The 26,408-nt window shown below is 73.1% G+C and carries 21 protein-coding genes; 11 read left to right on the top strand and 10 right to left on the bottom strand.

Going from position 1 to position 26,408, the window contains the following annotated elements; all coding sequences use genetic code 11:
- Positions 1-44: 44 nt before the first annotated feature.
- Together WMF31_RS16965 and WMF31_RS16960 are read left to right on the top strand one after the other, a co-directional pair.
- Complete coding sequence (locus WMF31_RS16965) at positions 45-545, top strand: hypothetical protein (protein ID WP_129348696.1); 501 nt, start codon at positions 45-47, stop codon at positions 543-545.
- The gene (locus WMF31_RS16960; RefSeq protein ID WP_436602941.1) at positions 545-1,534 is read left to right on the top strand and encodes a hypothetical protein; all 990 of its coding nucleotides are present in this window, start codon (positions 545-547) and stop codon (positions 1,532-1,534) included. The genes WMF31_RS16965 and WMF31_RS16960 overlap by 1 nt, the downstream gene beginning before the upstream one ends.
- 171 nt (positions 1,535-1,705) lie before the next feature.
- Here WMF31_RS16960 and WMF31_RS16955 read toward each other — a convergent pair whose 3' ends face one another.
- The 3 genes from WMF31_RS16955 to WMF31_RS16945 all read right to left on the bottom strand — a co-directional run bounded on the left by WMF31_RS16955 (position 1,706) and on the right by WMF31_RS16945 (position 7,233).
- On the bottom strand, positions 1,706-3,643 hold the full coding sequence (locus WMF31_RS16955; RefSeq protein ID WP_436602940.1) for a PEGA domain-containing protein: 1,938 nt from the start codon (positions 3,641-3,643) through the stop codon (positions 1,706-1,708).
- Between the two features lie 13 nt (positions 3,644-3,656).
- On the bottom strand, positions 3,657-3,959 hold the full coding sequence (locus WMF31_RS16950) for a hypothetical protein (protein WP_436602939.1): 303 nt from the start codon (positions 3,957-3,959) through the stop codon (positions 3,657-3,659).
- 454 nt (positions 3,960-4,413) lie between these two features.
- Positions 4,414-7,233 carry a hypothetical protein gene (locus WMF31_RS16945; RefSeq protein WP_436602938.1) on the bottom strand — a complete coding sequence of 940 codons (2,820 nt, stop codon included), beginning with the start codon at positions 7,231-7,233 and terminating at the stop codon, positions 4,414-4,416.
- A gap of 221 nt (positions 7,234-7,454) precedes the next feature.
- On the opposite strand from WMF31_RS16945, the gene gatC reads away from it, so the two are divergent.
- From gatC to WMF31_RS16910, 7 genes are all read left to right on the top strand, one after another.
- Positions 7,455-7,766, top strand: a complete 312-nt coding sequence (gene gatC / locus WMF31_RS16940) for an Asp-tRNA(Asn)/Glu-tRNA(Gln) amidotransferase subunit GatC (protein ID WP_129348706.1) — start codon at positions 7,455-7,457, stop codon at positions 7,764-7,766.
- Between the two features lie 5 nt (positions 7,767-7,771).
- The gene (gene gatA / locus WMF31_RS16935) at positions 7,772-9,310 is read left to right on the top strand and encodes an Asp-tRNA(Asn)/Glu-tRNA(Gln) amidotransferase subunit GatA (RefSeq protein WP_436602937.1); all 1,539 of its coding nucleotides are present in this window, start codon (positions 7,772-7,774) and stop codon (positions 9,308-9,310) included.
- A 4-nt stretch (positions 9,311-9,314) separates the two neighbouring features.
- Positions 9,315-9,902 (top strand): GNAT family N-acetyltransferase, encoded by a 588-nt coding sequence (locus tag WMF31_RS16930; protein WP_436602936.1) that lies wholly within the window; start codon positions 9,315-9,317, stop codon positions 9,900-9,902.
- 128 nt (positions 9,903-10,030) lie between these two features.
- On the top strand, positions 10,031-11,218 hold the full coding sequence (locus WMF31_RS16925) for an NAD-dependent epimerase/dehydratase family protein (protein WP_436602935.1): 1,188 nt from the start codon (positions 10,031-10,033) through the stop codon (positions 11,216-11,218).
- Positions 11,219-11,238: 20 nt separating this feature from the next.
- On the top strand, positions 11,239-12,501 hold the full coding sequence (locus WMF31_RS16920; protein WP_436602934.1) for a lysophospholipid acyltransferase family protein: 1,263 nt from the start codon (positions 11,239-11,241) through the stop codon (positions 12,499-12,501).
- A 113-nt stretch (positions 12,502-12,614) separates the two neighbouring features.
- Entirely contained in the window at positions 12,615-13,721 is a 1,107-nt protein-coding gene (locus WMF31_RS16915) for a tRNA pseudouridine synthase B (RefSeq protein ID WP_436602933.1), read from the top strand.
- A 226-nt stretch (positions 13,722-13,947) separates the two neighbouring features.
- Positions 13,948-15,276 (top strand): hemolysin family protein, encoded by a 1,329-nt coding sequence (locus WMF31_RS16910; protein ID WP_436602932.1) that lies wholly within the window; start codon positions 13,948-13,950, stop codon positions 15,274-15,276.
- A 579-nt stretch (positions 15,277-15,855) separates the two neighbouring features.
- On the opposite strand, the gene WMF31_RS16905 is transcribed toward WMF31_RS16910, so the two are convergent.
- Positions 15,856-16,914 carry a formin gene (locus tag WMF31_RS16905; protein WP_436602931.1) on the bottom strand — a complete coding sequence of 353 codons (1,059 nt, stop codon included), beginning with the start codon at positions 16,912-16,914 and terminating at the stop codon, positions 15,856-15,858.
- Between the two features lie 675 nt (positions 16,915-17,589).
- Between WMF31_RS16905 and WMF31_RS16900 the strand changes: the two genes are divergently transcribed.
- The gene (locus tag WMF31_RS16900; protein ID WP_436602930.1) at positions 17,590-18,450 is read left to right on the top strand and encodes an alpha/beta fold hydrolase; all 861 of its coding nucleotides are present in this window, start codon (positions 17,590-17,592) and stop codon (positions 18,448-18,450) included.
- A gap of 157 nt (positions 18,451-18,607) precedes the next feature.
- Here the strand turns inward: WMF31_RS16900 and WMF31_RS16895 are convergent, their stop codons facing one another.
- Positions 18,608-20,953: a Tex family protein gene (locus tag WMF31_RS16895; protein WP_436602929.1), complete on the bottom strand. Its 2,346-nt coding sequence runs from the start codon at positions 20,951-20,953 to the stop codon at positions 18,608-18,610.
- A 399-nt stretch (positions 20,954-21,352) separates the two neighbouring features.
- Here WMF31_RS16895 and WMF31_RS16890 point away from each other — a divergent pair, with 399 nt between their 5' ends.
- Positions 21,353-22,588, top strand: coding sequence for a hypothetical protein (locus WMF31_RS16890; RefSeq protein ID WP_436602928.1), 1,236 nt, complete (start codon positions 21,353-21,355; stop codon positions 22,586-22,588).
- Here WMF31_RS16890 and WMF31_RS16885 read toward each other — a convergent pair.
- The 5 genes from WMF31_RS16885 to nagZ form a co-directional block, all read right to left on the bottom strand.
- On the bottom strand, positions 22,536-22,868 hold the full coding sequence (locus WMF31_RS16885; protein WP_436602927.1) for a hypothetical protein: 333 nt from the start codon (positions 22,866-22,868) through the stop codon (positions 22,536-22,538). The two genes, WMF31_RS16890 and WMF31_RS16885, sit on opposite strands and share 53 nt — an antisense overlap.
- Positions 22,865-23,437 (bottom strand): hypothetical protein, encoded by a 573-nt coding sequence (locus WMF31_RS16880; RefSeq protein WP_436602926.1) that lies wholly within the window; start codon positions 23,435-23,437, stop codon positions 22,865-22,867. Before WMF31_RS16880 ends, WMF31_RS16885 begins: the two co-directional genes overlap by 4 nt.
- 81 nt (positions 23,438-23,518) lie before the next feature.
- Positions 23,519-23,917 carry a hypothetical protein gene (locus tag WMF31_RS16875; protein ID WP_436602925.1) on the bottom strand — a complete coding sequence of 133 codons (399 nt, stop codon included), beginning with the start codon at positions 23,915-23,917 and terminating at the stop codon, positions 23,519-23,521.
- 84 nt (positions 23,918-24,001) lie between these two features.
- Positions 24,002-25,285: an imidazolonepropionase gene (gene hutI / locus WMF31_RS16870; protein ID WP_436602924.1), complete on the bottom strand. Its 1,284-nt coding sequence runs from the start codon at positions 25,283-25,285 to the stop codon at positions 24,002-24,004.
- Positions 25,282-26,397: a beta-N-acetylhexosaminidase gene (gene nagZ, locus WMF31_RS16865; protein WP_436602923.1), complete on the bottom strand. Its 1,116-nt coding sequence runs from the start codon at positions 26,395-26,397 to the stop codon at positions 25,282-25,284. The genes hutI and nagZ overlap by 4 nt, the downstream gene beginning before the upstream one ends.
- Positions 26,398-26,408 lie beyond the last annotated feature (11 nt).

Below are 26,408 nucleotides of genomic sequence, written 5' to 3'. Positions count from 1 at the left end.
GTGGCGCTTGTTGGATCGCGGCGGGGTGAGGTAGAGAGAGAGCCATGACCTGGCGCTCCTGGAGCGCGCTGGAGCTCAGCGCGGCCTTCGCGGTCGGCGGCAGCGTCCTCGCCGTCGCTGTTCCGGCCTTCTTCCGGAATCTCAGCGCTTCCAAGCTGAGCGAGCCGATCGAGGGGCTCGACCGGCTGGTGACCAACGCGGTCGTCTACGCCGAATCGAAGCCGCAGGAGATCAGCTTCCCGCCGTCCGCCCCGCTCACGCCGGCCCAGGTGCCGCGCGGCGTGCGCTCGGTCGACCCCAAGGACGCGTGGGAGCACCTCACGTGGAAGTCGCTCGATTTCCGCTTCGACGAGCCGCACGCGTTCTCCTTCCAGTTCACGAGCGAGCTCGACGCGTCGACGAAGATCATGCGCTTCGTCGCCACGGCCCACGGCGACCTCGACGGCGACGGGGCGCTGTCCACGTTCGAGGTGCGGGGCGATCGGGTCCCCGGTCAGCCCGCCCGCGTGCTCCCGGGCATGTTCGTGGACCGCGAGGTGGAGTGATGGGGGCTCGCGCGGCGTCCGGGCCCGACGGCCCGCCGGCGGCCCGCCCCCGGCTCTCGGGCGCCCGCGACGCGCTCGTCACGCTCGCGCTCGCGGCGGTGGCCGCCGTGGCGATCGGGAGCGTGCGCGCGCCGGCCGCCGACCTGGAGCGCCGGGTCAAGGAGACCTCCGACGTCTACGTCCTGCCGCCGCCGGACGATGTGGTCACCCTGTCGCTCGGCTACCGCGCCGCCCTGGCCGACCTGCTCTGGTCGCACGTGCTCGTCTCCCAGGGGCTGCACACCTTCGAGCGCCGCCGGTTCGAGAACCTCACCCTGCTGCTCGACTCCATCAATGCGCTCGATCCGACGTTCCGCGACCCTTATCTGTTCGCCGACGCGCTGATCACCTTTCAGGCGAGCACGACGCCCCGCGAGGAGATCCTCAAGGCGCGCGAGATCATGGAACGCGGGGTCAAGCACCGCCCGCTCGACGGCGAGCTCTGGCTCGCCCTCGGCCAGTTCGTCGCGTTCATCGCGCCGGCCGGCTACCTGACCGATCCCGACGAGAAGGCGCAGTGGCGCCTCGACGGGGCGCGGATGCTCCAGCGCGCCGCGGAGCTCGGCGGCAACGACGCGAACATCAGCTGGCAGGCCCTCGGCGGCGCGGGCATCCTGGGGCGCGCCGGGGAGCGCGAGGCGCAGATCCGGTTCCTCCAGCGCACCCTCGCCGTGACGGACGACGAGGAGCTGCAGCAGCAGATCCGCGCGCAGCTCGATCACCTCCTCGGAGAGCGCGCCGCGGAGGCGTATCGCCGCCGCCTCGATGGCTTCGCGGAGATCTGGCGGCGCGACCTGCCGTTCGTCAGCAAGTCGATGATGCTCGTGCTGGGGCCACCGCGCGACACGGCCTACTGCGCGGGGGGCGCGCACGCGGACGAGCCTCGTTGCGCGCCCACGTGGCGCGCCTGGGCGGAGCGGCTCGAGAGCCCGGGCGAGAGCGCGAAGTGATCCAGGAGCCTGCGGGGCCCGGGGGGAGACTCTCCTCCTCTCCTGGCGCCTTGACGGTTCGAATCGCTCATCGCTCTGGCCAGAGAGACGACCAGCCGCCGGAGGAGCAGAGAGCACGGCGCGCTCGATTCTCCCGCTCCTCTCTGCGCCTCCGCCGACAACCGCTCGGGATCAGTCGAACCTGACGGCCGCGGTCTTGGTCTCTCCGGCCTTCAAGGAGACGGTGACCGACTTCCTCCCGAGCTCCGGATGGATGAACGTCACCGTGTGCGACCCGGCCGAGACGCTCAGACCGACCTTCGGCGTGCTCCCGAGCGGCCGCCCGTCGAGGACCACCTTCGAGACCGGGATCGAGTTGATGTTCAGCGTCGCGCCCGCGGCGGCAGCCTCGGACGCCGGCGCGGACGCCGGGCGATCCTCCCGCGGCGCCCTGACCGGCGCCGGCGTGGCCGCGACCGGCGCGGGCTTGCTCGCCTCGCGGAGCTCGATCCGGACCGTCTTCTCGGCCTGCCCGTCCTCGAACGAGAGCTCCTGGCTGAAGTTGTCATACCCCCTCTTGGAGGCGACGACCTTCCAGCCCTCCGACGGATCCACCTCCACCTGGACAGGCGGCTTCTTCCAGGCCGAGTCCGGCAGCTTCTTCTCCACCCCCTTGGCGTTCAGCAGCTTGACCGACGCCCCCGAGGTGGCGAGCTCGAACGTGACCTGCCCCTTCCGCACCTTGAGCGCGACCGCGCCCAGGTCCTTCATCTGGCCCTGTCCGACCTCCACCGTCTGCTCCAGAGGCTCATAACGCTCGCCCCCCTCGAAACGGACCTTGTGCTCCCCCGGCGGGACGCTCACCTCCACGGGCAGCGTGCCTTTCTCCTCGCCGTCGACGAGGACCTTCACGCCGGGCTGCGCGCCCGACGCCTTCAGGCCGGTCGACCCCGGCGCCCCGTCGGCGTCGAGCGTGATCACGACGACCTTCTCCTTGCCGCCCTCGACGACCTCGGTGGCGTCGCGCGGCGGGAAGTCGGGGGCGAGGATCTTGACCGCCTTCGAGCCGGGCTCGAGATCGCGCACGATGCACGGCACGGTGTCGCAGCGCTTCTGACCGTCGATGAAGATCTCGGCCCTGGCGACCGAGCTGCCGTCCGGCGTCTTCAGATCGATGGAAAGCGCGCCCTTCTTCGGAATCAGGATCACCGCGGCGAGGACGAGCACGGCGACCAGCGCGAGCCCGCCGAGGACCACGCCCGCCTTGCTGCCCCCCTGCGGCACCACGTGGCGCGGGCGGATCGCCGTCGGCTCGTCGTTGCGCGACAGCGGGCGGTGCCCGATCTCGGGCATCGGCGGCGCGGGCGGGGCGCTCGGGATCGGCGGGGCGCTCGGGATCGGCGGGGCGCTCGGGATCGCCGGCGGCGTCGGGATCGCCGGCGGCGCCGGGATCGGGGTACGCGCCTTCGCGGCCGGCGCCGTGCCGCCGGAGGTCGCGAGCAGCGCCGCCGCCGCCTTCGGGAGCCCCGGCGAGCTCACGGTCGGCGGCGGGCTCGGTCGCACGGGCACGACCTCGTTCCCCTGCCGGTCGTAGACATGGGTCGACTCTTCATCATCATCGTCCCAGTCCATGTCGACGGCGGCGCCCTTCGCCCGGCGCGGCCTCGGCTCTCCCAGCGGTGGCCTCTGCGACGGCTTCATCGACGGCGGCCTCATCGGCGGAGGGACCACCGGGGGCAGCGAGCCGGGCGGGACGCTGGTCGGAGGCGGCGGCACCACGCTCACGGGCGGCAGCTGCGGGGGCGGGATCGCCGGGAGAGACGGGTGACGCGAGGGGGGCGGAACCACGGGCGGCAGGGCGCTCGTCCTGGCCGAAGGGGGCAGTGGCGGGGGCAGCGAGCCGGGGCTGGTCCCCTTCGGGAGGGGCGGCGGGGGCAGCGGCGAGGGCACCCCCGAGGGGAGCGTCACGGCATGGTTCGGCGGCGGCAGCGCGCTGACCCCTCCCGCGAGGGTGCGCTTTCGCTGCGGCGGCGTCGAGGGAGGCGCGAGCGCAGGGCCCGTGGGGCGTGACGACTTCTTCGCGAGCCCCTCGAATACGTCCAGATCGCTGCCGCCCTTGTTATCGGCCATGTTCGAGAACTCCTCAGGACATGCGGCGCCGTTCGCCGCGGCTTCCGGGAAAACGATCGCGCATGCACCGCGCGACGCGCGCAACATCGACGAGCAAGCCCTCCTCGCGGGCGAGCCCGGGTAGCTCTGCGTGACCCTGGTCTGCTGCAGGGTACCGCTGCTCCGGTAATTTCGCGAGCGCCTTCAGGGCAGCTCCGGCGCGGCCCGGCGCGGCGCGCGCCGCCATTTCACGCCGATCCCGAGCATCGCTCTCGGCGATACACCGCGCGACGTCCGCGGCATGCGTCCGCCCGAACGAGCGCTCGAACGTCGACATCTCCCGGAGACAGACGTCCATCGCGAGGCGACCCCGCCGCCCCGTGATCGCGCCTCGATCCGCCGGCGCGGACCGCCCCGCGCCGAAAATTCCGCAATACCGTCCGGGCACATCGTCGTATGCAATGGACGCGACTCGGTCCCCGCCGCCGGCGACGGCGGCCCGGGCCGCGCGGTCGAGCGCGCGCGCAGGCCGCGCGGCAGGACGAAGCCCGCCGCCCGCGCCCGGATCGCGGCAGGGATGACGCAGCGCGCGCCTCATTACGACGGCACGCTCGCATTTCCAGCACATCGCGCGGATGACGTCACCCAGCGAGCCCACGCCGATCCGCGCTGAGAGGTCGTGAGCTCCAAAGGACTGCAAACGGCGCACCGGCCACCCTCTTCTAGTCCGTCGGGCCACCCGCGCACAAGCGCCTACTGCACACAGGGGAGGTTCCAAGACGCCCCTGCGCTCAGTCGCTGACGTCCGAATTTTCCTCTTTCTTCGGCTTCTTGAAGTACCTGACTCGCTTCTGCTGCAGCGGATACCAGACGCTGCGCGGAACAACCGGCGTGTCCTCGAACATCCGACCTGCGCCGGGAGCCTCCGCGCGCGTGAGCCGCACGACCCGCGGCCCCGAGGGCGGGTGGACGGCGGCACCGGAAAGATCGGTATCGCCGCCGAGCGCCAGCGAGAGCGGCCGGAGGAAGAAGATGCGCGAGGAGCAGCCGAGCCCCGCCAAGAATTCCTGGATCAGCCTCGCGTCGCGGGGGTCCGCGCGGGGCGCGGGAGGCGCCGAGGCGGCCGGCGGCGGCGCGGCCAGCGGCGCGGCGGGGCGCTCGGCCGTCGCCCGCTCGACGTAGATCAGCATCCCGTCCTCGTCGTTGACCCCGACGCCGGCCACGGCGCCGGCGCTGCCGCTGTACCCCGTCGCCAGGCGGACCGCGCCGCGCACCGGAGCGGTGGGCGAGATCGAGAACGCTCCGGCCGAATGCCAGGCGCCCGCCACGTCGCCCTGACCTGCCCCGGGCGCGACCGCATCGGCGGCGAGCACCGCCACGGTCGCGCCGCTCGCGGCCGCGCCAGGCGGCGTGCCGGGCTCGCCGTCCGCGGCGACCGCGACGGTGCGCGGGTCCACCTTGAGCACGCGCAGCCGCACGTCCGGCCGCGCGGGGTCGGGGCGGATCTCGGTGGTCGCGAGCGCGTACGGGAAGCCGTGCTGCGGGAGCCCCTGGGTGCGCCAGACGCCCTCCCCCGCCTCGGGCGGGGCGACGCGCGGCGCGAGCGGCGGCCCCGGGAGCAGGTGCCGCAGCGTCATGTAGAAGAAATCGCGCGACTCCCGCCGGATGTAGCGGGGGAAGTTCATGAGGCCCATGCCGCGGATCAGGCGGCGGCCGCGGAACCGGTATCCCGAGAGCCCCGAGACATCCCCCTCGGCCTCCCATTCCCCCCGGAGCGCGCGGCCCAGCACCGGCAGCTCGCCGCCCGGCGCCACGTAATAGAACTCGAGCCCGCTGTGACCCGCGTTCATGTCGAGCGCGATCCCGTAGGCGCAGCGGGCCTGGATCATCGCCCGGGCGAGGGCCTCGGGGCTGATGTCGCCCCCGTAGAAGTACGCGACGAAGCGCTCCTTCGTCAGGCAGATGCCGCTCCGGACCGTGTGGGTCTTGTCGGCCCACCCGGGCGGCGTGCCGCCCCACCACGTCCGCCCGTAGGGGTTCCACTTCTCGTCCTGCACCATCACCGTCATGTTCTGGCGGTACGAGAGCATCCACTCGGGGATGGTCTCGTCCTCGGACCAGGTCCCGAAGACGGTGCTGCCGTCGCGCCGGACGGCCACGGTGGCGGCGTAGGGCTTCGGCGGGAGGTACACGACCCCGTCGGCCATCATGCCGAACTCGCCGTGCATGGCCTGGAAGCCCGCGTTCGACGCGGCGACCACGCGCTTCATGACCTCGGGCGTGCGCGGGATGAGCCCCGGCCCCGCCTCGCCCGTCGCGCCCTTGGGCTCCACCGTGCCCGCCATCATGTGCAGCTCCACCTGGCGGGGATCCCAGAGGGCGATGTAGACGCGCGTCGCCTTGCGCGCGCGATCCGCCCGGAGGAAGGTGGTCATGAACGCCGGCGGGAGCCCGTCGAGCTTGCGCACGAAGGCGTCGCCGCCCTGCGGGGTCCACTGCCCCTCGCCGGGCAGCGGGGGCGTCACCCACGGCACGAGCGGCGGCGGCGGCCAGCCGATCTCGGGGTCGATCGGGATCTGGCGGACGGGCGGATCGAGCGCGCTCTTGCCGAGATCCGCGGCGATGTCCTCGGCGCCCGTGTCGCCCGTCACCGCCTCCTTGTTGCGCAGGATGAAATCGAGCGCCGTGAACGCCACGGCCTTGACCGTCTGCATCGCGTCGTCGCCGATCACGAACCGCACGCGATCGACCGCCCACGTGACGACGTTCCCCGGCCGCGCGGTCTCGCTCGCCTCGGCGCGGATCCACGGGGGCAGCGGCGCGTCCGCCGCGCCGCGCAACGGCAGGCGCGCCTCGCGGCCGCTCGCGCGCACGACGACGGCGCGGTCGTCTTCCAGGGCGATCTCGACATCGCGCGCGCTCGATGGGCGGGTCGCCCCTCCGGGCGCGTCACCTCCGGGCGCCTCGGCGCCGGGTTCCTTGGCGTCGGGTTCCTTGGCGCCGGGCTCCTCGGCGCCGGGAGGTGCGCCCCGGGAGACGTCGATCGCGAACGTCCGCCGTCCGATCCCGCGGAACCGACCAGTCGTCTGCCAGTTCGTGACGGCGTTCTGCAGCCGTTCGATCCGGGACCAGTCCCCGCCGCTCCGCACGGGCTGACCGTCGAGGTGGAGCACGTGCACGGTGGGCGACGCGGCCTCGATCAGCGGGCGCGAGACGTACGCGAGCGTCTCGCGGCGGACCACGGGCCTCGACTCCTCCGCGCCGCTCGTCTCCGTGAGGTTGTGGATCCCCGAGACGGCGAGCAAGACGCCCTCCGGCGAGAGCTCCGTGTCGACGAGGTACAGATCGGTGGGCTCGCCCCGGACGGCGCCGCGCGCGACGGCCCGCGCGCTCAGGCCGAACGGCCGGAACGCCCCGCCCGGCGGGTCCACCCACACCACGTCGCCGGGCGCCGCCGCGATGCCCTGCTCCGCGAGCGCCGTGGCGAGCGCGGTCGACCGGTCGCGCGCGCCGCCGCCCACGCCCGGCGACATCGCCACGGCCGCGGACGCGCAGAGGACGATGATGCCGATGCGCTCGCGGCGCAGGGAGGGCGTTTCGGGGGACTGCATTCGCCAGCAACAACGCGCGGGGGAAGAGGCTCCTGCCCGTGCGGCCGAGGACGACCGGGCGCGCGGGAGCCCGCCGTTATCACCGTTTCTGCACCGTGGCCAGACTCGGGGGGGGCGCGCCGGCGGGCCCATCGCGCCGCGGCCGCCCCGGCGCCGGCCTCACTTCGTGCGACCAGCGCTAGCCTCCTCGGAACCGGCGGTGCTACATCGGGCGCCTCGCCATGTCGAACGCTGACTCGCCCCCCATCCGCCGCGACGAGGCGGTGACGATCGCGCGCCTCGCCCACCTCGATCTCTCCGCCGAGGAGATGGAACGCCTCACCGGCGATCTCGGCAACATCCTGCGCTACGTCCGGCAGCTCGAGGAGCTCGACGTCTCGGCCGTGCCGCCGACGGCGCACGTGCAGATCGAGCGGCTGCCGCTGCGCGCCGACGAGGAGGCGCCGAGCCTGCCGCGCGAGGTCGCCCTGCGCGAGGCCCCGCGGGTGGAGGACGACGGCTTCGCCGTGCCGGCGTTCGTGGACGAGGGGTGAGGCCGATGGACACAGCGATCCTCGATCGATCCATCCCCGAGATCGCGGCGCTCGTGCAGCGCGGCGAGGTGAGCGCCGAGGAGGTGGCGAGGGCCGCGCTCGCGCGCATCGAGCAGCGCGACGGCGCGCTCAACGCCTTCCTGACGGTGCAGGCAGAGCAGGCCCTCGAGGCCGCGCGCGCGCTCGACGCGCGGCGCGCGCGCGGCGAGGCGCTCGGCCCGCTCGCGGGCGTGCCGATCGGGCTCAAGGACGCGCTCTGCACCGAGGGCGCCCCCACCACGGCGGGCTCGAAGATCCTCACGCGGGCGGCGGCGGGCGCGGCCCGCGCGCCCGACCCGGCGCGCGGGTACCGGCCCCCGTACGACGCGACGGTCGTCGCCCGCCTGCGCGCCGCGGGCGCGATCCTGCCGGGCAAGTGCAACATGGACGAGCTCGCGATGGGCTCGTCGAACGAGAACAGCGCGTTCGGCCCGGTGAAGAACCCGTGGGACCGGGCGCGCACCCCCGGCGGCTCGTCCGGCGGCAGCGCGGTCGCGGTGGCGGCGGGGATGACCCCCGGCTCGCTCGGCTCGGACACGGGGGGCTCCATCCGGCAGCCGGCGAGCCTCACCGGCGTGGTCGGCCTCAAGCCGACGTACGGCCGGGTCTCTCGCTACGGCCTCATCGCGTTCGCCTCGAGCCTCGACCAGATCGGGCCGTTCGCGCAGGACGTGAAGAGCGCGGCGCGCCTGCTCGAGGTGATCGCGGGCCGCGACCCGCGCGACGCGACGAGCCTCGACGCGCCGGTGGGCGCGTACGAGGCCGCGTGCGGCCGCGACGTCGCGGGGCTGCGCATCGGCGTGCCCGAGGAGTACTTCGCGAAGGGCCTCGACGAGCAGGTCGGGGCGAAGGTGCGGGGGGCCATCGACGGCCTGCGCGGGCTCGGCTGCGAGATCAGGCCGGTGCACCTGCCGCACACGCGCTACGCCGTGGCGGCCTACTACATCGTCGCGACCGCCGAGGCGTCGTCCAACCTGGCGCGCTTCGACGGCGTGCGCTTCGGGCTGCGCGTGGACGGCGAGCGCGGCGGCAAGGCGGACCTCCAGGCCCTCTACGGCGCCACGCGGGGCGAAGGGTTCGGCCGCGAGGTCAAGCGCCGCATCCTGCTCGGCACGTACGTGCTCTCCGCGGGCTACTACGACGCGTACTACCTGCGCGCGCAGAAGGTCCGCACGCTCATCCGGCGCGACTTCGACGAGGCGTTCCGCGAGGTCGACCTCGTCGCGGCGCCCGTGTCGCCGACGGTCGCGTTCCGGCTGGGGGAGCGGGTGGACGACCCGCTCTCGATGTACCTGGCCGACGTCTACACGCTGCCCGCCAGCATGGCCGGGCTGCCCGCGATCAGCGTCCCGTGCGCGACCGCGCCGGCGCCGGACGGCGGCCCGCCGCTGCCCGTCGGCCTGCAGCTCATCGGCCCCGCGCTGGAGGAGGCCCGGCTCCTCCGGGCCGCCTACGCGTGGGAGCAGATCTCTCCGGTGCGCGCGCTGCGCGCGCCGCTCGCGTGACGGGATGAGCGCGGCGATCGCGATCGCGGCGGCCGGCCCGGAGCACCTCTCCGGGCTCGAGGCGCTGTTCGAGGCGGTCGGCACCGCCTGCTACTGCCGGTTCTTCCACTTCGGGGGCACCAACAACGCGTGGCTCGCGCGGTGCTCGGACGGCCAGGGCGAGAACCGCCGGGAGTTCGCCGAGGCGCTCGCCGCGGGCAGCGACGAGGCGCGGGGCGTCGTGGCGCTCGCGCCGGACGTCATCGGGTGGCTCAAGGTCGCGCCGGTCGCGGCCGTGACCAAGGCGTACGAGCGCCGGCCGTACAAGGGGCTGCCCTGCTTCGCGGGCGATCGCGACGGCGTCTTCCTGATCGGCTGCGCCGTGGTGCACCCGGACCACCGCCGGCGAGGCGTCGCGACGGCGCTCGTCGCGGGCGCGGTGGAGCTCGCGCCCGCCTGGGGCGCGCGCGCCCTCGAGGCCCTGCCCCGCCGCTCGAAGGAGCCGCTGCGCGACGAGGAGCTGTGGACCGGCCCTGCCTCGGCGTTCACGAAGAACGGATTCGTCGAGGTGCATTCGTTCGAGCCGTATCCGGTGCTTCGCCGGGCGCTGTGAGCCGCCGGCGCCGGCGGCCGGCCGCCGGCCGCGCCGCGGAGATCCCGGGCGCTCCGGCGGGCTCACGCTGCCGGGCGCGCGCCGCTCTTGCTTGCGCCAGCCGACCAGCTAGTGTCGCGGCCGCGCGCATGGCTTCCCTGTCCGAGCCCCCCGACGCTCCGGCCCTCGACGCCACCGAGCTCGACGCCACCGAGCCGCGCTCCGCCGCCGGAGAGGAGCGGGCCGTCCCCCCACGCCAGGCCGACGCGGCCACGGACGACCCGGGCGAGCCCGCGTCGACGTCTGCCGTGGAGGCCTCGCCGTCCAGCCGGCGAGGGCCCTCGTCCCGGAGGGGCCGCGTCGTCGCGCTCACCGGCGCCGCGTCCTTCCTGGGGCGCAACCTCATCGGCATCCTCGAGGAAGACCCGCAGATCGCCCGCGTCGTGGCGATCGACGTCAAGCCGCCGGACACGGGCGGCTCCAAGCTGCGCTTGCACACGATCGACCTGACGGCGCCCGCGTCCGAGGAGCGCGTCACCGAGGTGCTCGCGGCCGAGCGGGTGGACACGCTCGTCCACCTCTGCTTCCTCTCGTCGCCGACCCCGGCGACCGCCTGGGCCCATGAGCTCGAGTCGGTGGGCACGATGCACCTGCTCCACGGCGCGCGCCAGGCGAGCCTGCGCAAGCTGGTCCTCTGGAGCCAGACGATCCTCTACGGAGCCCACCCGACCAACCCCAATTTCCTCACGGAGAAGCACCCGCTCCGCGCCGATCCGGAAGAGCGCTTCTTCGCCGACAAGATGGCCGCCGAGCGGGAGGTCAACGCCTTCGGCGCGCAGGCCAAGGGCACGATCGTCACGATCCTCCGCACCGCGCCCATCCTCGGCCCGACGGTCCAGAATTACCTGACCCGGTACCTGGCGCGGCGGCCGGTCATGACCCTGCTCGGCTTCGACCCGCTGTGGCAGTTCATCCACGAGGTCGACGCGATCGCCGCCTTCAAGCTCGCGATCGACGGCGATTTCCCGGGGACGTTCAACATCGTCGGCGACGGCGTGCTCCCGCTCTCCACGGTGGTGCGCCTCGCGGGCCGGACGCGCGTCCCGGTGCTGCACAGCGCCGCCGGCCCGCTCGTCTCGGCCCTCTGGGCCGCGCACGCGGCGCTCGCGCCCCCGAGCTTCCTCCAGTACCTGCGCTATCTCTGTGTGGCAGACGGCCAGAAGGCGGCGCGGGTCATGGGCTTCCGGCCGGTGTACACCACGCGCGAAGCGCTGCTCGATTACATCAGCGCGCAGCGGCTCCGGGACGTGCGGCTCCTTCAGGAGACACCGGCATGAGGTGGACGGGGGGTAGGGACATGGCGACGGAACAGGGTCGAGAGCGCAAGGGAGCAGCGAACGGACCGTCGGCGCCGGCGCGCGGGCGGCCTGATCTCTCGGGGGCGACGCAGCTCATGCCGAGCATCGACGTCGAGGAGGAGGAGGCCCGGTACCTGGCGCCGATCGGCCCGACGGAGCCCTCGGAGGCGCGGAAGACGCAGCCCCCCGGGCTGCACGCCCCGGCGATGCCGGTGACGGCCGAGGAGCTGGAGCGCCAGATCCGGGAGCTCGAGGCGCGGCTCAAGAGCATCCTCGCCGTGGATCGAGGGCAAGGGGCGGGCGGCGCGGCCGCCCTGGAGCCGACGGCGGCGCGGATCCCCATCGCCGGCGCCGGCGGCGCCGCCTCGGCCGCCCCGGCGAGCGAGCCCCCGCTGCCCCCCGGGAGCGGGACGGCGCGGGACGTCCTGTCGACCGACTTCTACCTGCGCCAGTGGGGGCGCGCCGGCCTGCGCAGCCGCTCGGAGGAGGTCGACGAGTTCGGCTTCGATCCCAAGTACGAGGCCCGGTACAAGGTGCTCTTCGACTTCCTGTACCGGCACTATTTCCGGGTCGATCTCGAGGGGATCGAGCACATCCCGCGCGAGGGGAGGTGCCTCGTGGTGTCCAACCACTCGGGCGGGCCGATCCCCTACGACGGGCTCATGCTGCGGACGGCGGTGCGGCGCGAGCACCCGGCGCAGCGCGAGCTCCGCTGGCTGGCGGAGGACTTCGTGTACTACCTGCCGTTCGCCGGCACGATCATGAACCGGCTCGGGGCCGTGCGGGCGTGCCAGGAGAACGCCGAGCGGCTGCTCGCGGGCGGGCGGCTCATCGCGGTGTTCCCGGAGGGGGTCAAGGGCATCGGCAAGCTGTACAAGGACCGGTACCGGCTCCAGCGGTTCGGTCGCGGCGGGTTCATCCGGCTCTGCCTGCGCACGCGCACGCCGCTCATCCCCTGCGCGATCGTGGGCGCGGAGGAGACGAACCCGCTCCTTTACCGCGTCGAGCACGTCACGCGCGCGCTCGGCATCCCCTACCTGCCGATCACCCCCACGTTCCCCGCCCTCGGGCCGCTCGGCCTGGTGCCCGCGCCCACCAAGTGGAAGATCCGCCTGGCCGAGCCGGTTCACTTCGACGCCTACGGCCCGGAGGCGGCGGACGACCAGCTCCTGGTGCGGCGCCTCGCCGAGCGCGTGCGCGCCACGATCCAGGGGCTCATCGACGAAACCCTGGCCACCCGGAAATCGATCTGGTTCGGATGAAGCGAGCTGCGCTGTCGGATCCTCCACCCAAGCCCGAGCCCCCCACGAGGCCGGGGCATCGCCCGGCGTCCGAGCGGCCGGCCGGTCCGGGCCCGCGTCGGGACGGCGTGCTGGTGATCGACAAGCCCAGCGGGCCGACGAGCCATGACGTCGTGGCCCGGCTGCGCCGCGCGCTCGGCGTGAAGCGCGTCGGGCACGCCGGGACGCTCGACCCGATGGCGTCCGGCGTCCTCGTCGTGCTCGTCGGGGAGGCCACCAAGCTCGCCCCGTACCTGACCGCGCAGGACAAGCGCTACACGGCGCGGGTCGTCCTCGGCGTGGGGACAGACACCCTCGACGCGGACGGCGAGGTCACCGCGACGCGGGCCCTGCCGCGGTGGCTCGACGAGGAGCTCGACGCGCTCGCGCGGGCCGGCGGCCCCCTCGGTGGCGACGCGGGCGAGGCGCTCGCGCGCGCGGCGCCGCGCCTCGCCGCGGCGCTCGACGCCGAGCGCGCGCGCCGGGCTCAGACGCCGCCGGCCTACTCGGCCATCAAGGTCGCGGGGCAGCGCAGCTACGCCCTGGCGCGCGCTGGCCAGGCGGTGGACCTGTCCGCCCGGGCGGTCGAGGTCCGGTCGCTCGGGCTCACCGGCGCGTCGCGCGGCGACCCCGCAGCGCTCGCCGGCGCGCCGGGCGGCGACCCCGCAGCGCTCGCCGGCGATCCTGCAGCGCTCGCCGGCGCGCCGGCCACGGGCTCCGCGACCGCCACCCTCGAGCTCGATCTCGCGGTCAGCAAGGGCTACTATGTCCGCTCGCTGGCGCGCGATCTCGGCGTGCACCTCGAGGTCCCCGCGCACCTGTCGGCGCTCCGCCGCACCGCGAGCGGCCGCTTCACCCTGGACCAGGCGGTGGCCCTCGACGCCGGCGTCGACGCGCTGCGCGCGGCGCTCCGCCCGCTCGCCGAGGCAGCGTCGTCCAGCCTGCCCGTCGCGTTCCTGACCGAGCACGGCGCCCGGCGCGCGCGCCTCGGTCAGGCTCTCACCGAATCCGACTTCACCGTCGTTCCTACGCATCCTGGCGCGTCGGTATGGCTTGCTCCGGACGGACAGGTCGTTGCGCTGGGCGCGCCCGAGCTCGGCGAGGACGTCGCCGAGAGGCCGCTTTCCCTGGCCACGGCTCGCTTTTCCGTCCTCCGTGGCTTCACCGGGGTAGCCAATGAGGGTGAAATTCCGGAGAGGTAGGAGAAAAACTGCAAAAGATGGCAAACCCCTGGACTTCGGCGGATCCAGGTCTCATGTCCCTGACGGAGCTCGATTTCCGGGTCGAGCCTTGGAGTGTGCGGCCCTGCAAGGGTCCAGGGGGCGTGAAGAGGACGCGCGGTTCCATTCTTTCGTGTGATTTCGCGCCGCGGTCCGGTTGCGCTCCCCTCGCCTGTTCCGTTACGATTCCCCCGGTAGGAGCCTCGGTTTGAGTCCCGATTTTGTCCCATTGCCAGCGCTTGGCGCTGCAGTTCTATCCGCTGTACTTGGCTCGCTGTTCGTCGGAGCGGACACGGCGCTGACGACGCTGAGCGCTTCAAGGCTCGGCGCCCTGATTGAGCAATCGACGGGCCCCACGAAGGCCGCCTACGAGCGGATTCGTCGAGAAGACGCCAAGCTGCGCTCCCGGTACCTGCTCGGCTGGGTCGTGTCGACGAGCCTGACCGCCGCATTCTTCGATCGGCTCTTCCGGACGAGCATTCCGGGCCCTGGGCTCTACCTCGGGCTGGCGACGACCATCCTCCTGAGCGGCGCCCTTTACGAGGTCAGCTCCACGCTCGGCCGCAAGCACGCCGATCGGGCAGCCTCGACGGCGGTCCGCTTCCTGCGCCCTCTCGAGATTGCGATGCTGCCGCTCGCCATACCGCTCGGCTGGATCGGCTCCAGGCTGGGGGCGAAGGACGGCGAGCAGGCCTCGGATCCGCGGGTCGCCGAGGCGGAGGTCGAGATCCTCGTCGATGAGGTCGAGCGCTCCGGTCTCTTCGGGCGAGAGCCGGCGGAGATGATCCGCAATGTGCTCGAGTTCGCCGACCTCACGGCGCGGGACGTCATGGTGCCGCGGTCCAAGGTCGAGGCCATCGAGATCTCCACGCCGCTCGAGGAGGTGCTGGAGCTCGTCACGGAGAGCGGGCACTCCAGGTATCCGGTCTACACGGACCAGATCGACAACATCGCTGGTCTTCTGTATGCGAAGGACCTGTTCAAGGTCCTCGAGGAGCGCGGGTTGAAGAGCACGACGCTCCGGGAGATCACGCGGAGCCCGGCCAATTTCGTCGCCGAGTCGCAGCCGCTGTCCTCTTTGCTCAAGGAGATGAAGAGCCGCAGGCAGCACCTCGCCATCGTGGTCGACGAGTTTGGTGGGATGTCGGGGATTGTCACCCTCGAGGACGTGCTCGAGGAGATCGTCGGCGACATCCGCGACGAGCACGACGAGACGGATGACGGGGCGGCGATCCAGGATCTCGGCGACGGGCGGCTGGTCGCCGACGCGGCCGTATCGATGAGCGATCTGTCGGCTTACCTGGGCGCGGAGCTCGATCGCGAGGGGCAGTACGAGTCGCTCGGCGGCATGCTCATGAAGCATGTGGGCAAGGTGCCCGAGGTGGGCACCGCGGTGAGCAAGTTCGGGCTGCGTTTCATCGTGCGGGACAGCGACGAGCGCCACATCGGCAAGGTCGAGATCGTGCGTCCCCGGGCGATGAGCGCCGGCGGCGCCATGGGTGCAGGCGGCGCCATGGGCGCTGGCGGCGCAGCCTGATCCTCGGGGCGGCCCGGATCGCTGAGCCGGCGTCGCGGGGGTCACGCCGGGCCGCCGGGCAGGCTGGCTCGGCGCGGGTCTGGGTGCGCATCGGCCAGGTCCATGCCTGGGCGAGCGAGAGATCTTGCCGAGCTGCCCGGCCCCCGGAGAGGGTGTTCGTGGGGCGGCGTGGGGGCCCCACCGAACTCGCCCGGGACGTTCGCTCCCCGATGCGCTCCGCGCGCCGGAGAGCGAACGTCGACTGGGGCTCGGACATCGGTCCGTCCCCCACGCCGCCTCACGAACACCCTCTCCGGGGGCCTACCGCTTCCTTGATTTCCACCTGAATGGGCCACGAACACCCCCGAGCGGGCGCTCATGGCGACCCGTTCGGGCGCTCATGGCGACCCGTTCGGGCGCTCACGGCGACCCGTTCGGGCGCTCACGGCGACCAGATCGGCGCTCATGGCGAGCAAAGCGGGCGGTCACCCGCACAGGAGACGGGCCCAGATCGGCGTTTTCGGCGCGGAAGCGCACTCCAGTGCGCTGAGCACCGAAAACGCCGAGGTGGGCCCGTATCCGAAGCGGGTGACCGTCCGCTTATCGGGCGAGGGAGATCTTGTGGAGCTCGTTCGCCAGGTTGTCGCCTTCCTTGATCAGGCCGTCCGTCTCGGTCGCGGGGTTGTCCTTGTTGCCCTCGAGCAGCTGGCGGATGTCGCGCATCGCACCGGCAAGCTTGAACACGATCTGCTCGCTGGTGAATGCGGCAACGGTCTGGGGATCGACCGGGAGCGCCTGCAGATCGCCGCCGGCGAGGTCGCCCCTCGTCCAGCGAATGACCTCCTTCTCCGCCGGCTTCATGCCCTGCTGCGTGCGCTCCAGACGGGTCACCGTGTACTTCGCCGGCCAGTCCTTCCCGAACGGGAAGGGCGCCTTGTTGGGGACGAGCTCCGCCAGCGTCTTGTCGCCGTCCCGGCGGAAGACCACCGAGAAGTTCGCCACGGGCTCCGCCTGCTCCTTCCACGACTTCTCGACGGGAGCCTGCGCCGCGACGAGCAGGTTCTTGAGGCTGTCCTTCGTCTTGTTCAGATCCTGGACCGACGTGGTGTAGGCGAGGACCTGGCGCAGCACACGCCCGGGAAGGCTGCCGACCTGCTTGCCCTCCAGGTTGGTCGCGTCGAACGGGATGTTGATGGCGCCCAGATCGGTCGTGAGCTGCGTGGGGAACTTCTTCGACGAGAGCTGCTCGGCGGCGGCGCTGAGCTTCTGGCTCAGCTCCTGCATTTTCTCGTTCGCGGCCCGCACGTCCTTCTCGAGCAGCCCGGCGCCCTGGACCGCGAGCTTGCCGCGATCGCCGCGCTCCTTCGCGCCGCCGGCCGCGAAGCCGATGGCAATGCCGACGAGCGCCGTCAGGGCCGCGTACAGCGCCGTCCGCTTCGAGGCCTTCCGGCGCTCCTGCTCGACCTCCTCGCCGATCTCGACCTTGATGGTCTGCGCGGCCGCGGTCGGCTTGGGCGGCGGCGTCTGGATGGTGCGCGGCGCCGGCGCGAACGGAGGCAGCGGGATGCCTGGCGAGATGCCCTGCGAGATGCCCGGCGGAGGAGCGATGCCCCCCACCGAGGGCATGGGCGGCCGCGCGCTCGGATGCGGCGTGGGCACCGGGACGGGGCTCCCGTCGGGCGGCGGCCCCGATCCGGGCTGCGGGCCTGGCACGGGGAGGGGGACGGCCGCTCCCGGTGCCCCGCCCATCGACGTTTTGCCAAGCCGAGCCTTCAGATCGATTTTGCTCTTCTTCTTTTCTTCAGCCATCGGCTCCTCGGGGACGGGATCGCTGCACCACCTCGCCCAGAACCTCCCGACCCGTCCGACCCACCGCGGGCCGAACCGAAGCTGCGCCTGCGCGATCGGCGACGGTGGGTAACGCGGGCCGGCGTCCAGTGAGCCGACGTGGGAGCGGGGAGACAAAGATCAGCAACACAAACGGGAGCTCGTCGGACGAGCGGACGACCCGCCCGGCACGTTAGCGGCGCGCCGCCTGGAATGTCAACGCGATGGCGCTCTTGGCGCGGGATGTGTTTCGGCCGGCGCTCGGCGAGGCGCGCCTGGAGGGGGCCGCGCGGCCGCGCCTCCGCCGGGGCGTGAGCTCGCTGCCGGCCCGGGCGCGCGCGGCCACCGGCGGCATGGCCCTCGGTGGAGGGACCGGGTAGGTAACAGAAACGCATGGTGTCTTTTAAGCTCGGTGGGGATCGGCCCTCGCCGCCCGCGTCCACGTCCGGCGGGGGTCGGACTCCGCCGCCTCCCCGACGGCCGCCGCTCCGGATGGAAACCCGACGGGTGACGAGCTTTGATGGAACCGACATCGCGTACCGCGTGACGCCGCCGCCGTTCGAGGGCGCAAAGACGGTGATCCTGGTCAACGGGCTGGGCGGGCCCTACCTCGCCTGGCGGGCGCAGGTCGAGTACCTGTCCGACCGGTACCGCTTCATCACGTGGGACTACCGCGGGATGTTCGAGTCGAAGCGCCCGTCACCGGACACTCCGGACGCCTACGCGGTCGCGTGCCATGTCCGCGACCTGGAGGCGATCCTCGCCAGGGAGGGGGTGCGGCGCGGCTCGCTCATGGGCTGGAGCATGGGCGTGCAGGTCGCGCTCGAGGCGTTCCGCAGGCTCCCGGGGTTCGCCGAGAACCTGGTCCTGCTGAACGGCACGTACCGCCGGCCGCTGGAGACGCTGGGGCCGCTGCCGGGGCTCGGGCGCCTGTTTCCGCCGCTCCTGGATCTCGCGACGCGCGCGCACGCGGTGGCGACCCAGGTCACGCGGCGCGCCATGAGCCAGCCGGAGGCGGTGATCTGGTTGAAGCGGATGGGGCTGCTCGGGAAGACGCTCGACAGCGAGGTATTTGCCGAGCTCGTGCAGCCGTTCGGGCAGCTCGACATGGAGGGGTTCTTCAGGAACCTCCGCGCGCTGGGGACGCACGACGCCGAGGACGTGCTCGACCAGATCCACGTTCCGACGCTGATCATCACGGGCGACCGCGACACGTTCACCCCGCGGGCGCTTGCGCAGTCGATGGCGCGCCGGATCGCGATGGCCGAGATCCTCGTGGTTCGCGGGGGGACTCACTACACCGCGGTCGAGTTTCCGGAGCTGGTGTCGCTCCGGATCGAGCGATTCTTCGCGGATCACGGGTTCTAGAGCGGGTGTGAGCCGGGCTGGATACGCCCGCCTCCCGGCCCTGCGCTCCGGGGTGGGGAGGAGGGGGGAGACAGGGGAAGGACTCCAGTCCGCCGGGACGGAAGACGCTTGACGGCGTCCGGGGAGCTCTCGAGACCGAAAGCCTCCCCTCGCCCTCCTACTTCCTCAGCAGATCCGCGAACGGATTGTTCCGGAAGCCGCCCTGCTGCCCCTTCCCTTGCCCCTGGTTCGGGCGGCGGCCGTCGTTCCTTCCGCGGGCGTCGCCGCCCGCGGGCGCCGAGCCCGCGGAAGGACGCGCGCCGGAGGGGGCTCCCCCCTTCTTCGCGGTGAGCGAGATGCGCTTGCGCCCGAGATCGACCTCCAGCACGCGCACCTTGATCTTCTCGCCGACCTTCACGACCTCGTTCGGGTCCTTCACGAACCGGTCCGCGAGCTGCGACACGTGCACCAGGCCGTCCTGGTGGACGCCGACGTCCACGAAGGCGCCGAACGCCGTCACGTTGGTCACCACGCCCTCCAGCTCCATCCCGGGCTTGAGGTCCTCCATCGTCCGCACGTCGTCGCGGAACTTCGGCGGCTCGAAGGTGGCGCGCGGATCGCGGCCGGGCTTCTTGAGCTCGCTCAGGATGTCGTTCAGCGTGAACGAGCCGACGTCGCCGGACTCGTACCGCTTCGGATCGATCCGCGCGATCGCCGCCGTGTCGCCGATGAGCGACCCGACCGGCACGCCGAGATCCGTCGCGATGCGCTCGACGAGGCCGTAGCGCTCGGGGTGCACCGCGCTCGCGTCGAGCGGGTGCTCCCCTCCCCTCACCCGCAAGAAGCCCGCGGCCTGCTCGAACGTCCTCGGGCCGACGCCGGGCACGTCGAGCAGCGCCTTGCGGTTCTTGAAGGCGCCGTGCAGATCGCGGTGCGCGACGATCTTCTTCGCGAGGCTCGGGCCGATGCCGGCGACGCGGGCGAGCAGCGGCGCGCTCGCGGTGTTGAGCTCCACGCCGACCAGGTTCACGCAGCTCTCGACCACCTCGTCGAGCTTCCGCGCGAGCAGGCCCTGGTAGACGTCGTGCTGGTACTGGCCGACGCCGATGCTCTTCGGATCCACCTTCACGAGCTCCGCGAGCGGGTCCTGGAGCCTCCGGGCGATGCTGATCGCGCCGCGCACCGTGAGGTCGAGGTCGGGGAACTCCTCGCGCGCGACCTCGCTCGCCGAGTAGACGCTCGCCCCCGCCTCGCTCACCGGGACGCAGAACATCTCCTTCAGGCCCTCGGACGCGAGCACGTCCTTCACGAACGCCTCGGTCTCGCGGCCGTGCGTGCCGTTGCCCACGGCGACCGCGCGCAGCGGGTACTTGCGGCAGATGCGGCGCAGGTCCTGCCGCGCGCGCTCGAGCGCGTCGCTGCTCCCGACCAGGTAGATCGTGGTGTGCTCGAGGAGCTTGCCGGTCTCGTCGACGACCGCGCACTTGCAGCCGGTGCGCTGGCCCGGGTCGATGCCGAGCACGGCCTTGGTGCCGAACGGGGCGGCGAGGAGGAGCTCGCGCAGGTTCTGGGCGAAGACCTCGACCGCGGCGCGATCGGCCTGCATCTTGAGGTCGACGCGCACGTCGCTCTGCACGGCGGGGAGCAGGAGCCGCTTCACGGCGTCGTCCGCCGCCTTCCCGAGCTCGCCGGCCCACGGCGTCCTCGGCTTGAGGCCGATCGCGGCGTGGATCGGCGCGAGGAGCGGCTCGGACGCGAGCTCGATCGAGGCGCGGAGCACGCCCTCGGCCTCGCCGCGGCGGATCGCGAGGTAGCGGTGCGAGGGGATGTTCGCGACGGGCTCCTCGAAGCTCGCGTACATGTCGAACTTCGTCTGCTTGCCCTCGTGCTCCTCGTTCTTCTGGACCTTGATGACGCCTTCCTTCGCGTACGCCTCGCGGACGAGCTTGCGCACGTCGGCGTGCTCGGCGATGCGCTCGGCGCAGATGTCGCGCGCGCCGGCGAGGGCGGCCGCCACGTCCGGGACCTCCTTCTCGGCGCTGACGAAGGCGCGCGCCTCCTCCTCGGGGCTGCCGTCCTCCGGCTGCGACCAGACGCGATCCGCCAGCGGCTCGAGGCCCCGCTCCTTCGCGATGATCGCCCGCGTGCGGCGCTTCGGCTTGAAGGGCAGATAGAGGTCCTCGAGCTCGGCCTTGGTGCGGCACGCGCGGATCTTGGCGGCGAGCGCGTCGGTGAGCTTGCCCTGCTTCTGGATCTCGGAGAGCACCGTGGCGCGGCGCTCCTCGAGCTCGAGCAGGTAGGCGCGGCGCTCCTCGATGGCGCGGATCTGCACCTCGTCGAGCCCGCCGGTCGCCTCCTTGCGGTAGCGCGCGATGAACGGCACGGTCGCGCCCTCGGCGAGCAGCTTGGCCACGGCCGAGACACCCTGGCGGGGGAGGCTCAGCTCCTCGGCGAGGAGCGGGACCGGATCGAACGAGCCGTCCGTGCGGCTCGGGACAGCGACAGGGCTCTGCGTCTCAGTCATAGGCGCGGGGGCATACGCGCAGGGTGCACGCGCGTCCAGGCTTGACTTGCGGGCGCCGCGAGGAGCGGCGCGGCCCGCGGCAAAGCGGTCGCCGCGAGGCCGCTGGCCTTCACCCGAGGGCCCGGTCGTGGTCGCGGCAAGGTCGCCGGCCTTCGCGCGAGGGCCCGCTCGCGGTCGCGGCAAGGTCGCCGACCTTCGCCCGAGGGCCCGGTCGCGGTCGCGGCCAGGTGATCGATGTCCGCGCGAGCGCGGCCACGTGGGCGCACCCGGGCCCCGTACCCCGGAGGCAGGGCCCGGACCGGGGGCAGCCACCTTGTCCCGTCCCTGCGGAGCACTTCTCGACGCCTTCGCATCCCGCCTATCCTTCAGGCAGGAGACCCGCTGAAGCGAGGAGATGCGATGTCCAGAGCCATCACGAAGAAGAGCCCCAGGAAGCCGAGCACGAAGCCGAGGACGGCCGCCGACGCGAGGGCGCCCGACGAGGCCGCCGCGCGTCGGGCCGATGCCCTCGACGTCCAGGGCTCGGCCGAGGCCGCGGCCGAGTTCCTGCCGGCGGCGCGCGAGATCCCCGCGCGCGAGATCCAGCCGCTGCGCGCCGACGCCGCGCTCATTCATCACAACGTCAGCGTGGGGCTCGAGGCCGTGATGTCGCGTGAGGCCGACCTCGCGGACCTCCCCGCGCCCTTTGATCTCGAGGCGATGAGATCGCTCCGGCGCCTCGCCCTCGGCCTGGTGTACGCCGCGGCGCAGGTCGATCGCTCGTCGCCGGGCACGACGAAGAGGCTCCTCAAGCGCGCGCACGAGCTCCGCGACGTGCTGCTCAGCGCCGCCGTGGCGCTGATGAAGGCGGGCGTGCTGCCCGCGCAGAAGGTGAAGAAGATCATGGCGGGCTCGGGCGCGCGCGATGTGGTGCAGGACTGCGTGGACCTCGCGCAGCTCTTCCGCGATCACGCCGCCGAGGTGCGGGGCAAGACCGCGGTCACCCGGGCGCACGTCGACGAGGCGGCGGCCGTGGGCAACGAGCTGCTCGCGCTGCTCAAGCCGAAGGGGGCGAAGGCGAAGGCGCCGGCGGCCGTGAGGGACGCGGTCGAGGCGCGCGATCGGCTCTGGACGCTGCTCAGCCTGCGGCACGGAGAGCAGCTGCGCCGCGCCGCAACGTCGACCGGAGCCGGGCGCGGTCACCCGCAGCGGATCGAGGCCGACACAGCGAATGCAGCGCTGCCTCTTCGCCTGCCGCCACGCGTCCGTGCTGGGGTAGCGTTCACCGAGCCGGATCGCCGTCTCGCGCGCGTGGTTCGCGTCGAACGCCTGGATCTCCAGTCCCTTCGAGCGGAGGCCGTCCAGGATGGCCCCGAAGTCGAACGTCTCGCGGTACTTCTACTTGAGATCAAACAGCTCCTCGACGTGAGCGACCGCACACACGATGAGACGCGCTGGCGGAAGGCTCCGCTGCCGAAGGCGCTCGTTGCAGCGCTCGATATCGGCACAGAGCCCGATGAGCCTGCGGTGGACGTAGAGCGCGTTGGTGTCGAAGGCCAGCGCAGCCCGCCTTGCCGGAGGCGCGCCGCGATCTCGTCCTTGGTCAAGGCTCGGATCCCTGGGGCTCGATCAGGTCGAGGAACTGATCGTCGGTGAGGACGCGGTAATGTCCGTGATCTTTCTCGCGAACGAACGCGACGCCCCCGCCCCCCAGGAGGCCGAGATCCGCTCGAACGTGATCCGGCAACCGAACGAGCCCCTCGGTGGTGACATAGGAGAGCGGCGCGCGCGCGCCAGCCGGCGGGGTCTCGACGCCCGGGCTCAAGACGAGCCGCGCCTGCTCCTTGGCGCGGCGGGAGACGCTGGGTCCCTCGGGCGTGCGCTCGATGAGATAAAAGATCGGCGCGAACTCGAACGCAGGAGAGTGACTGGTCACGAACATCTGCGATGGCCCCCCCGAGCCCCGGCGATCGCAGCGAGCGCCTCGCGGAGCTGGTGCTGCGCGGCCCAGCGCAGGTTGAGCTCGGGCTCTTCGACCGCCACGACGTCCGCGCTCGTCACGAGGAGCCGCGCGAGCAAGACCGCGATCTGCTGGATACCAGAGCCCATGAGTCGCAGCGGCACGCGCCCCTCGCTCCCCTCGAAGCTCAGCTCTGCCCGCTCGGCGCGGCGGTCATAGATCATGCGCCACTGCCCCTCGCCGAACAGGGGACGAAACCGGCCGAGGGCGCCGGCGAAGAGATCGAAGCGCTCGCGCTGAGGCCCCGTCGCGATCTCCGCGTCGTGGAGCGCGAGGCCGAGCTCACGCGGTAACGGCTCTCTCGTTTCGAGCGGCGCCGAGTCTCCCAACCTGGGCGAAGCGACCTCGGTCAGGACCGTCCTGTCGGCGCGAATCAGAGCGAAACGCGGCGCCGGACCAGCGGGGCCGCGGCGCGGACCGAGCCGGTCGAGCACGCGGGCCAGGTCGTCGTTGGCCGCCTCTCCCCCCTCGGACGAGAGGGTCACCCCGTCTGCACGCGCAGCGCGAACCAGGGTGAGCAGGAGCTCGTCCTCGCGGCGTTCGAGGTCGAGGGTGAGCTCGATCGGCTAGCCCATCCATGCGGGATCCTCATTGTCCAGGTCGCCGGATTGGAGCTCTACCTGCGCCGAGAGCCTGATCGGCCGTGCGCCGTGGAGGTCGAAGATGTCGTCCGGAGGAAAGCCGAGGGTCGCAAAGTAGTCGAAGCTCCGCGCCGCAGAGCGCCCGCTCACGGCGTCGGCAGCCCGCCTGGCTCTCCGTGCATGGCGCTCACGCAGGCCAGGGCCGCCGCGAGCATCTTCACGCAACGCACGAACGAGCAGGAAGAACAGGCCGATCGCCTCGAGCAGGTTCGACTTGCCGACGTTGTTGTCGCCGTGCAGGACGTTGATGTCGCCGAGCTCGGCGAGGCGCAGGCGCGTGCGGACGTTCTTGTAACCCTCGACCTCGAACCATCGCAGGCGCATCGCTCGATGTCCCCTCCCGGGGCATCCTACTGCCGCGCGTCGGGAATCCTGCCAGGATTCCTGTGGATGAGGCCGCGCCGCTCCTCAGCCCGCCGCGGCGATGACCTCGCCGTCGCGCAGCACGGCGAGCGCGCGCGGCGCGCCCCAGGGCTGCACGATCGCGCTCTCGTGCGGCAGGTCCCAGACCGCGAGATCGGCCCGTAACCCGGGGCGCACGGCGCCGCACACCTCGCCGAGCCCGAGCGCGCGCGCCGCCTCGCGCGTCGCGCCCAGGATCGCCTCGGCGACCGTGAGCCCGTACAGCCGCACCGCGAGCGCGAGCGCGAGCGGCAGGCTCTCGGTCGGCGCCGTGCCGGGGTTCGCGTCGCTGCCCACGAGCAGCGGGACGCCGGCGGCCCGCAGCGCGGCGACCGGCGGCGGGGCCTGCTGCAAGGTGAAGCTCGCCACGGGCAGGAGCGCCGCGGCGACGCCCGCGCGGGCGAGCGCGTCGATGCCCCCGGGCGAGACGTGCTCGAGGTGGTCGGCCGACAGGGCCCCGAGCTCGGCGGCGAGCTCGGCGCCGCCCACGTCCGCGAACTGCCCGACGTGCGCGCGCACGCCGAGCCCGAGCGCGCGCGCCCGCTCGAGCACCGGGCGCGCCTCGTCGACCGAGAACGCGCTCCGGTCGATGTACGCGTCGATGTGGCGCGCGAGGCCCGCCGCGGCGATGGCGGGCAGCCAGGAGCGCGCCACGGTGTCGGCGTAGGCCGCGCGGTCGCCGCCGGCCTCCGGGGGCAGCGCGTGCAGCGCGAGGTAGGTCGGCACGACCCGCGGCAGGCGCGCGTCCCCCCCGGCCTCGGCGATCGCCTCGAGCTGCTTGCGCTCCGAGGCCTCGTCGAGGCCGTAGCCGCTCTTCGCCTCCACGGCGGTCACGCCGAGCGCGGCCATCCGGCGGAGGCGCGCGCGGAGCACACGGGCGATCTCCCCGGTCGTCGCCGCGCGCACCGCGCGCATGCTCGCGACGATGCCGCCGCCCGCCGCGGCGATCGCCTCGTAATCGCCCCCGGCCATGCGGACCGCGTACTCCGCGTCGCGCGAGCCCATCCAGGGCGCGTGCGTGTGGCAATCGACGAGCCCCGGCGTGACGACCCCCCCGGCCTCGAGCGCGATCTCGAGGCCCGGCTCGCGGCCGAGGATCTCCTGCCTGCCGCCGACGGCCTCGACGGCGCCTCCGCGCACGACGAGCGCGGCGTCCTCGATCACGCCGAGCGGGTCCGCCGACGAGGCGCGGGACGGGTCGCACGTGACGAGCCGCCGCGCGACGATCGCGGAGCGGCGGCCAGGATCGCGCGCGGGCCCCCCGCCGGCCGCGCCCGGCGCCGAGGTCACGTCGCGGCCCCCGCGGCGAACGCGGCGCGCGCCCGCTCGATGTCCGCGAGCACCGCCCGCGACGCGGCCCCGTCGACGACCTCGGCGAGCGCCGCCGCCGAGGCACACGGCCGCGGCGGGCAGCCGCGGCGCGCCCGGAGGCCGCGCGCGGCCGCCTCGGCGCAGCGCTCGCGGAGGCGCGGGTCGCGCTCGGCCCTGCGCACGAGCGCCTCGTGCGCGCGGTCCTGCACGTCCTCGTCGTGGCAGATGAGCAGCGCGTCGCAGCCGGCCCCGATCGCCGCGGGGGCGGCCTCCTCGATCGGGTAGTTCGCCGCGATCGCGGCCATCTGGAGGCAGTCCGAGAAGAGCACCCCACGGAAGCCGAGCTCGTCGCGCAAGAGGCCGGTGCAGACGGCCCGCGAGAGCGTCGCCGGCACGCCGGGATCGAGCGCCTCGACGACGATGTGCGCCGTCATCAGCGACGCGACGCCGGCGCCGCACGCGGCGCGGAACGGCGGCAGCTCGATCCGCTCGAGGCGGCCACGGTCGTGGGCGACGCGCGGCAACGCGAGGTGGCTGTCGAGCTCGGTGTCGCCGTGCCCCGGGAAATGCTTGCCACACGCGAGCACGCCCTCTTCCTGGAGCCCTTCGAGGAAGGCGACGCCGCGCTGCGCGACGGCGCCGGGATCCCGGCCGAACGCGCGGTCGCCGATGATCGGGTTCGCGGGGTTCGAGTCCACGTCGAGCACCGGGGCGAAGTTCAGGTTGACGCCGACGGCCCGGAGCTCGGCCGCGACCGCGCGCGCCGCGCGGCGCAGCAGCGGGAGGTCCACGAGCTCGCCGAGCGAGCGCATCGGCGGCAGCGTCAAGAACGGCGCCGGCAGGCGGGTGACGCGGCCGCCCTCCTGGTCGATGCCGAGGAACGGAGGTCGCTCCGGGCCGGCCGCCTCGGCGAGCGCCCGGCAGAGCCGCGCCGTGGCGGCGACGTCGGGGGCGTTCCGCCGGAAGAGGATCGCCCCGCCCCGCCGCCCCTCGGCGAGCGCCCGCAGGTAGCGGGCGGGCGGCTCGGCGCCGTCGAAGCCGCCCACGATGAGCTGACCGCACAGGACCTCGAGCTCCAGATCGAGCCGCATCGTCCACCACC

It is taken from the genome of Sorangium sp. So ce1036 (genome assembly GCF_051369805.1).
Lineage (GTDB): Bacteria > Myxococcota_A > Polyangia > Polyangiales > Polyangiaceae > Sorangium > Sorangium cellulosum_F.
This window is presented reverse-complemented; position numbering and strand designations above follow the sequence as displayed.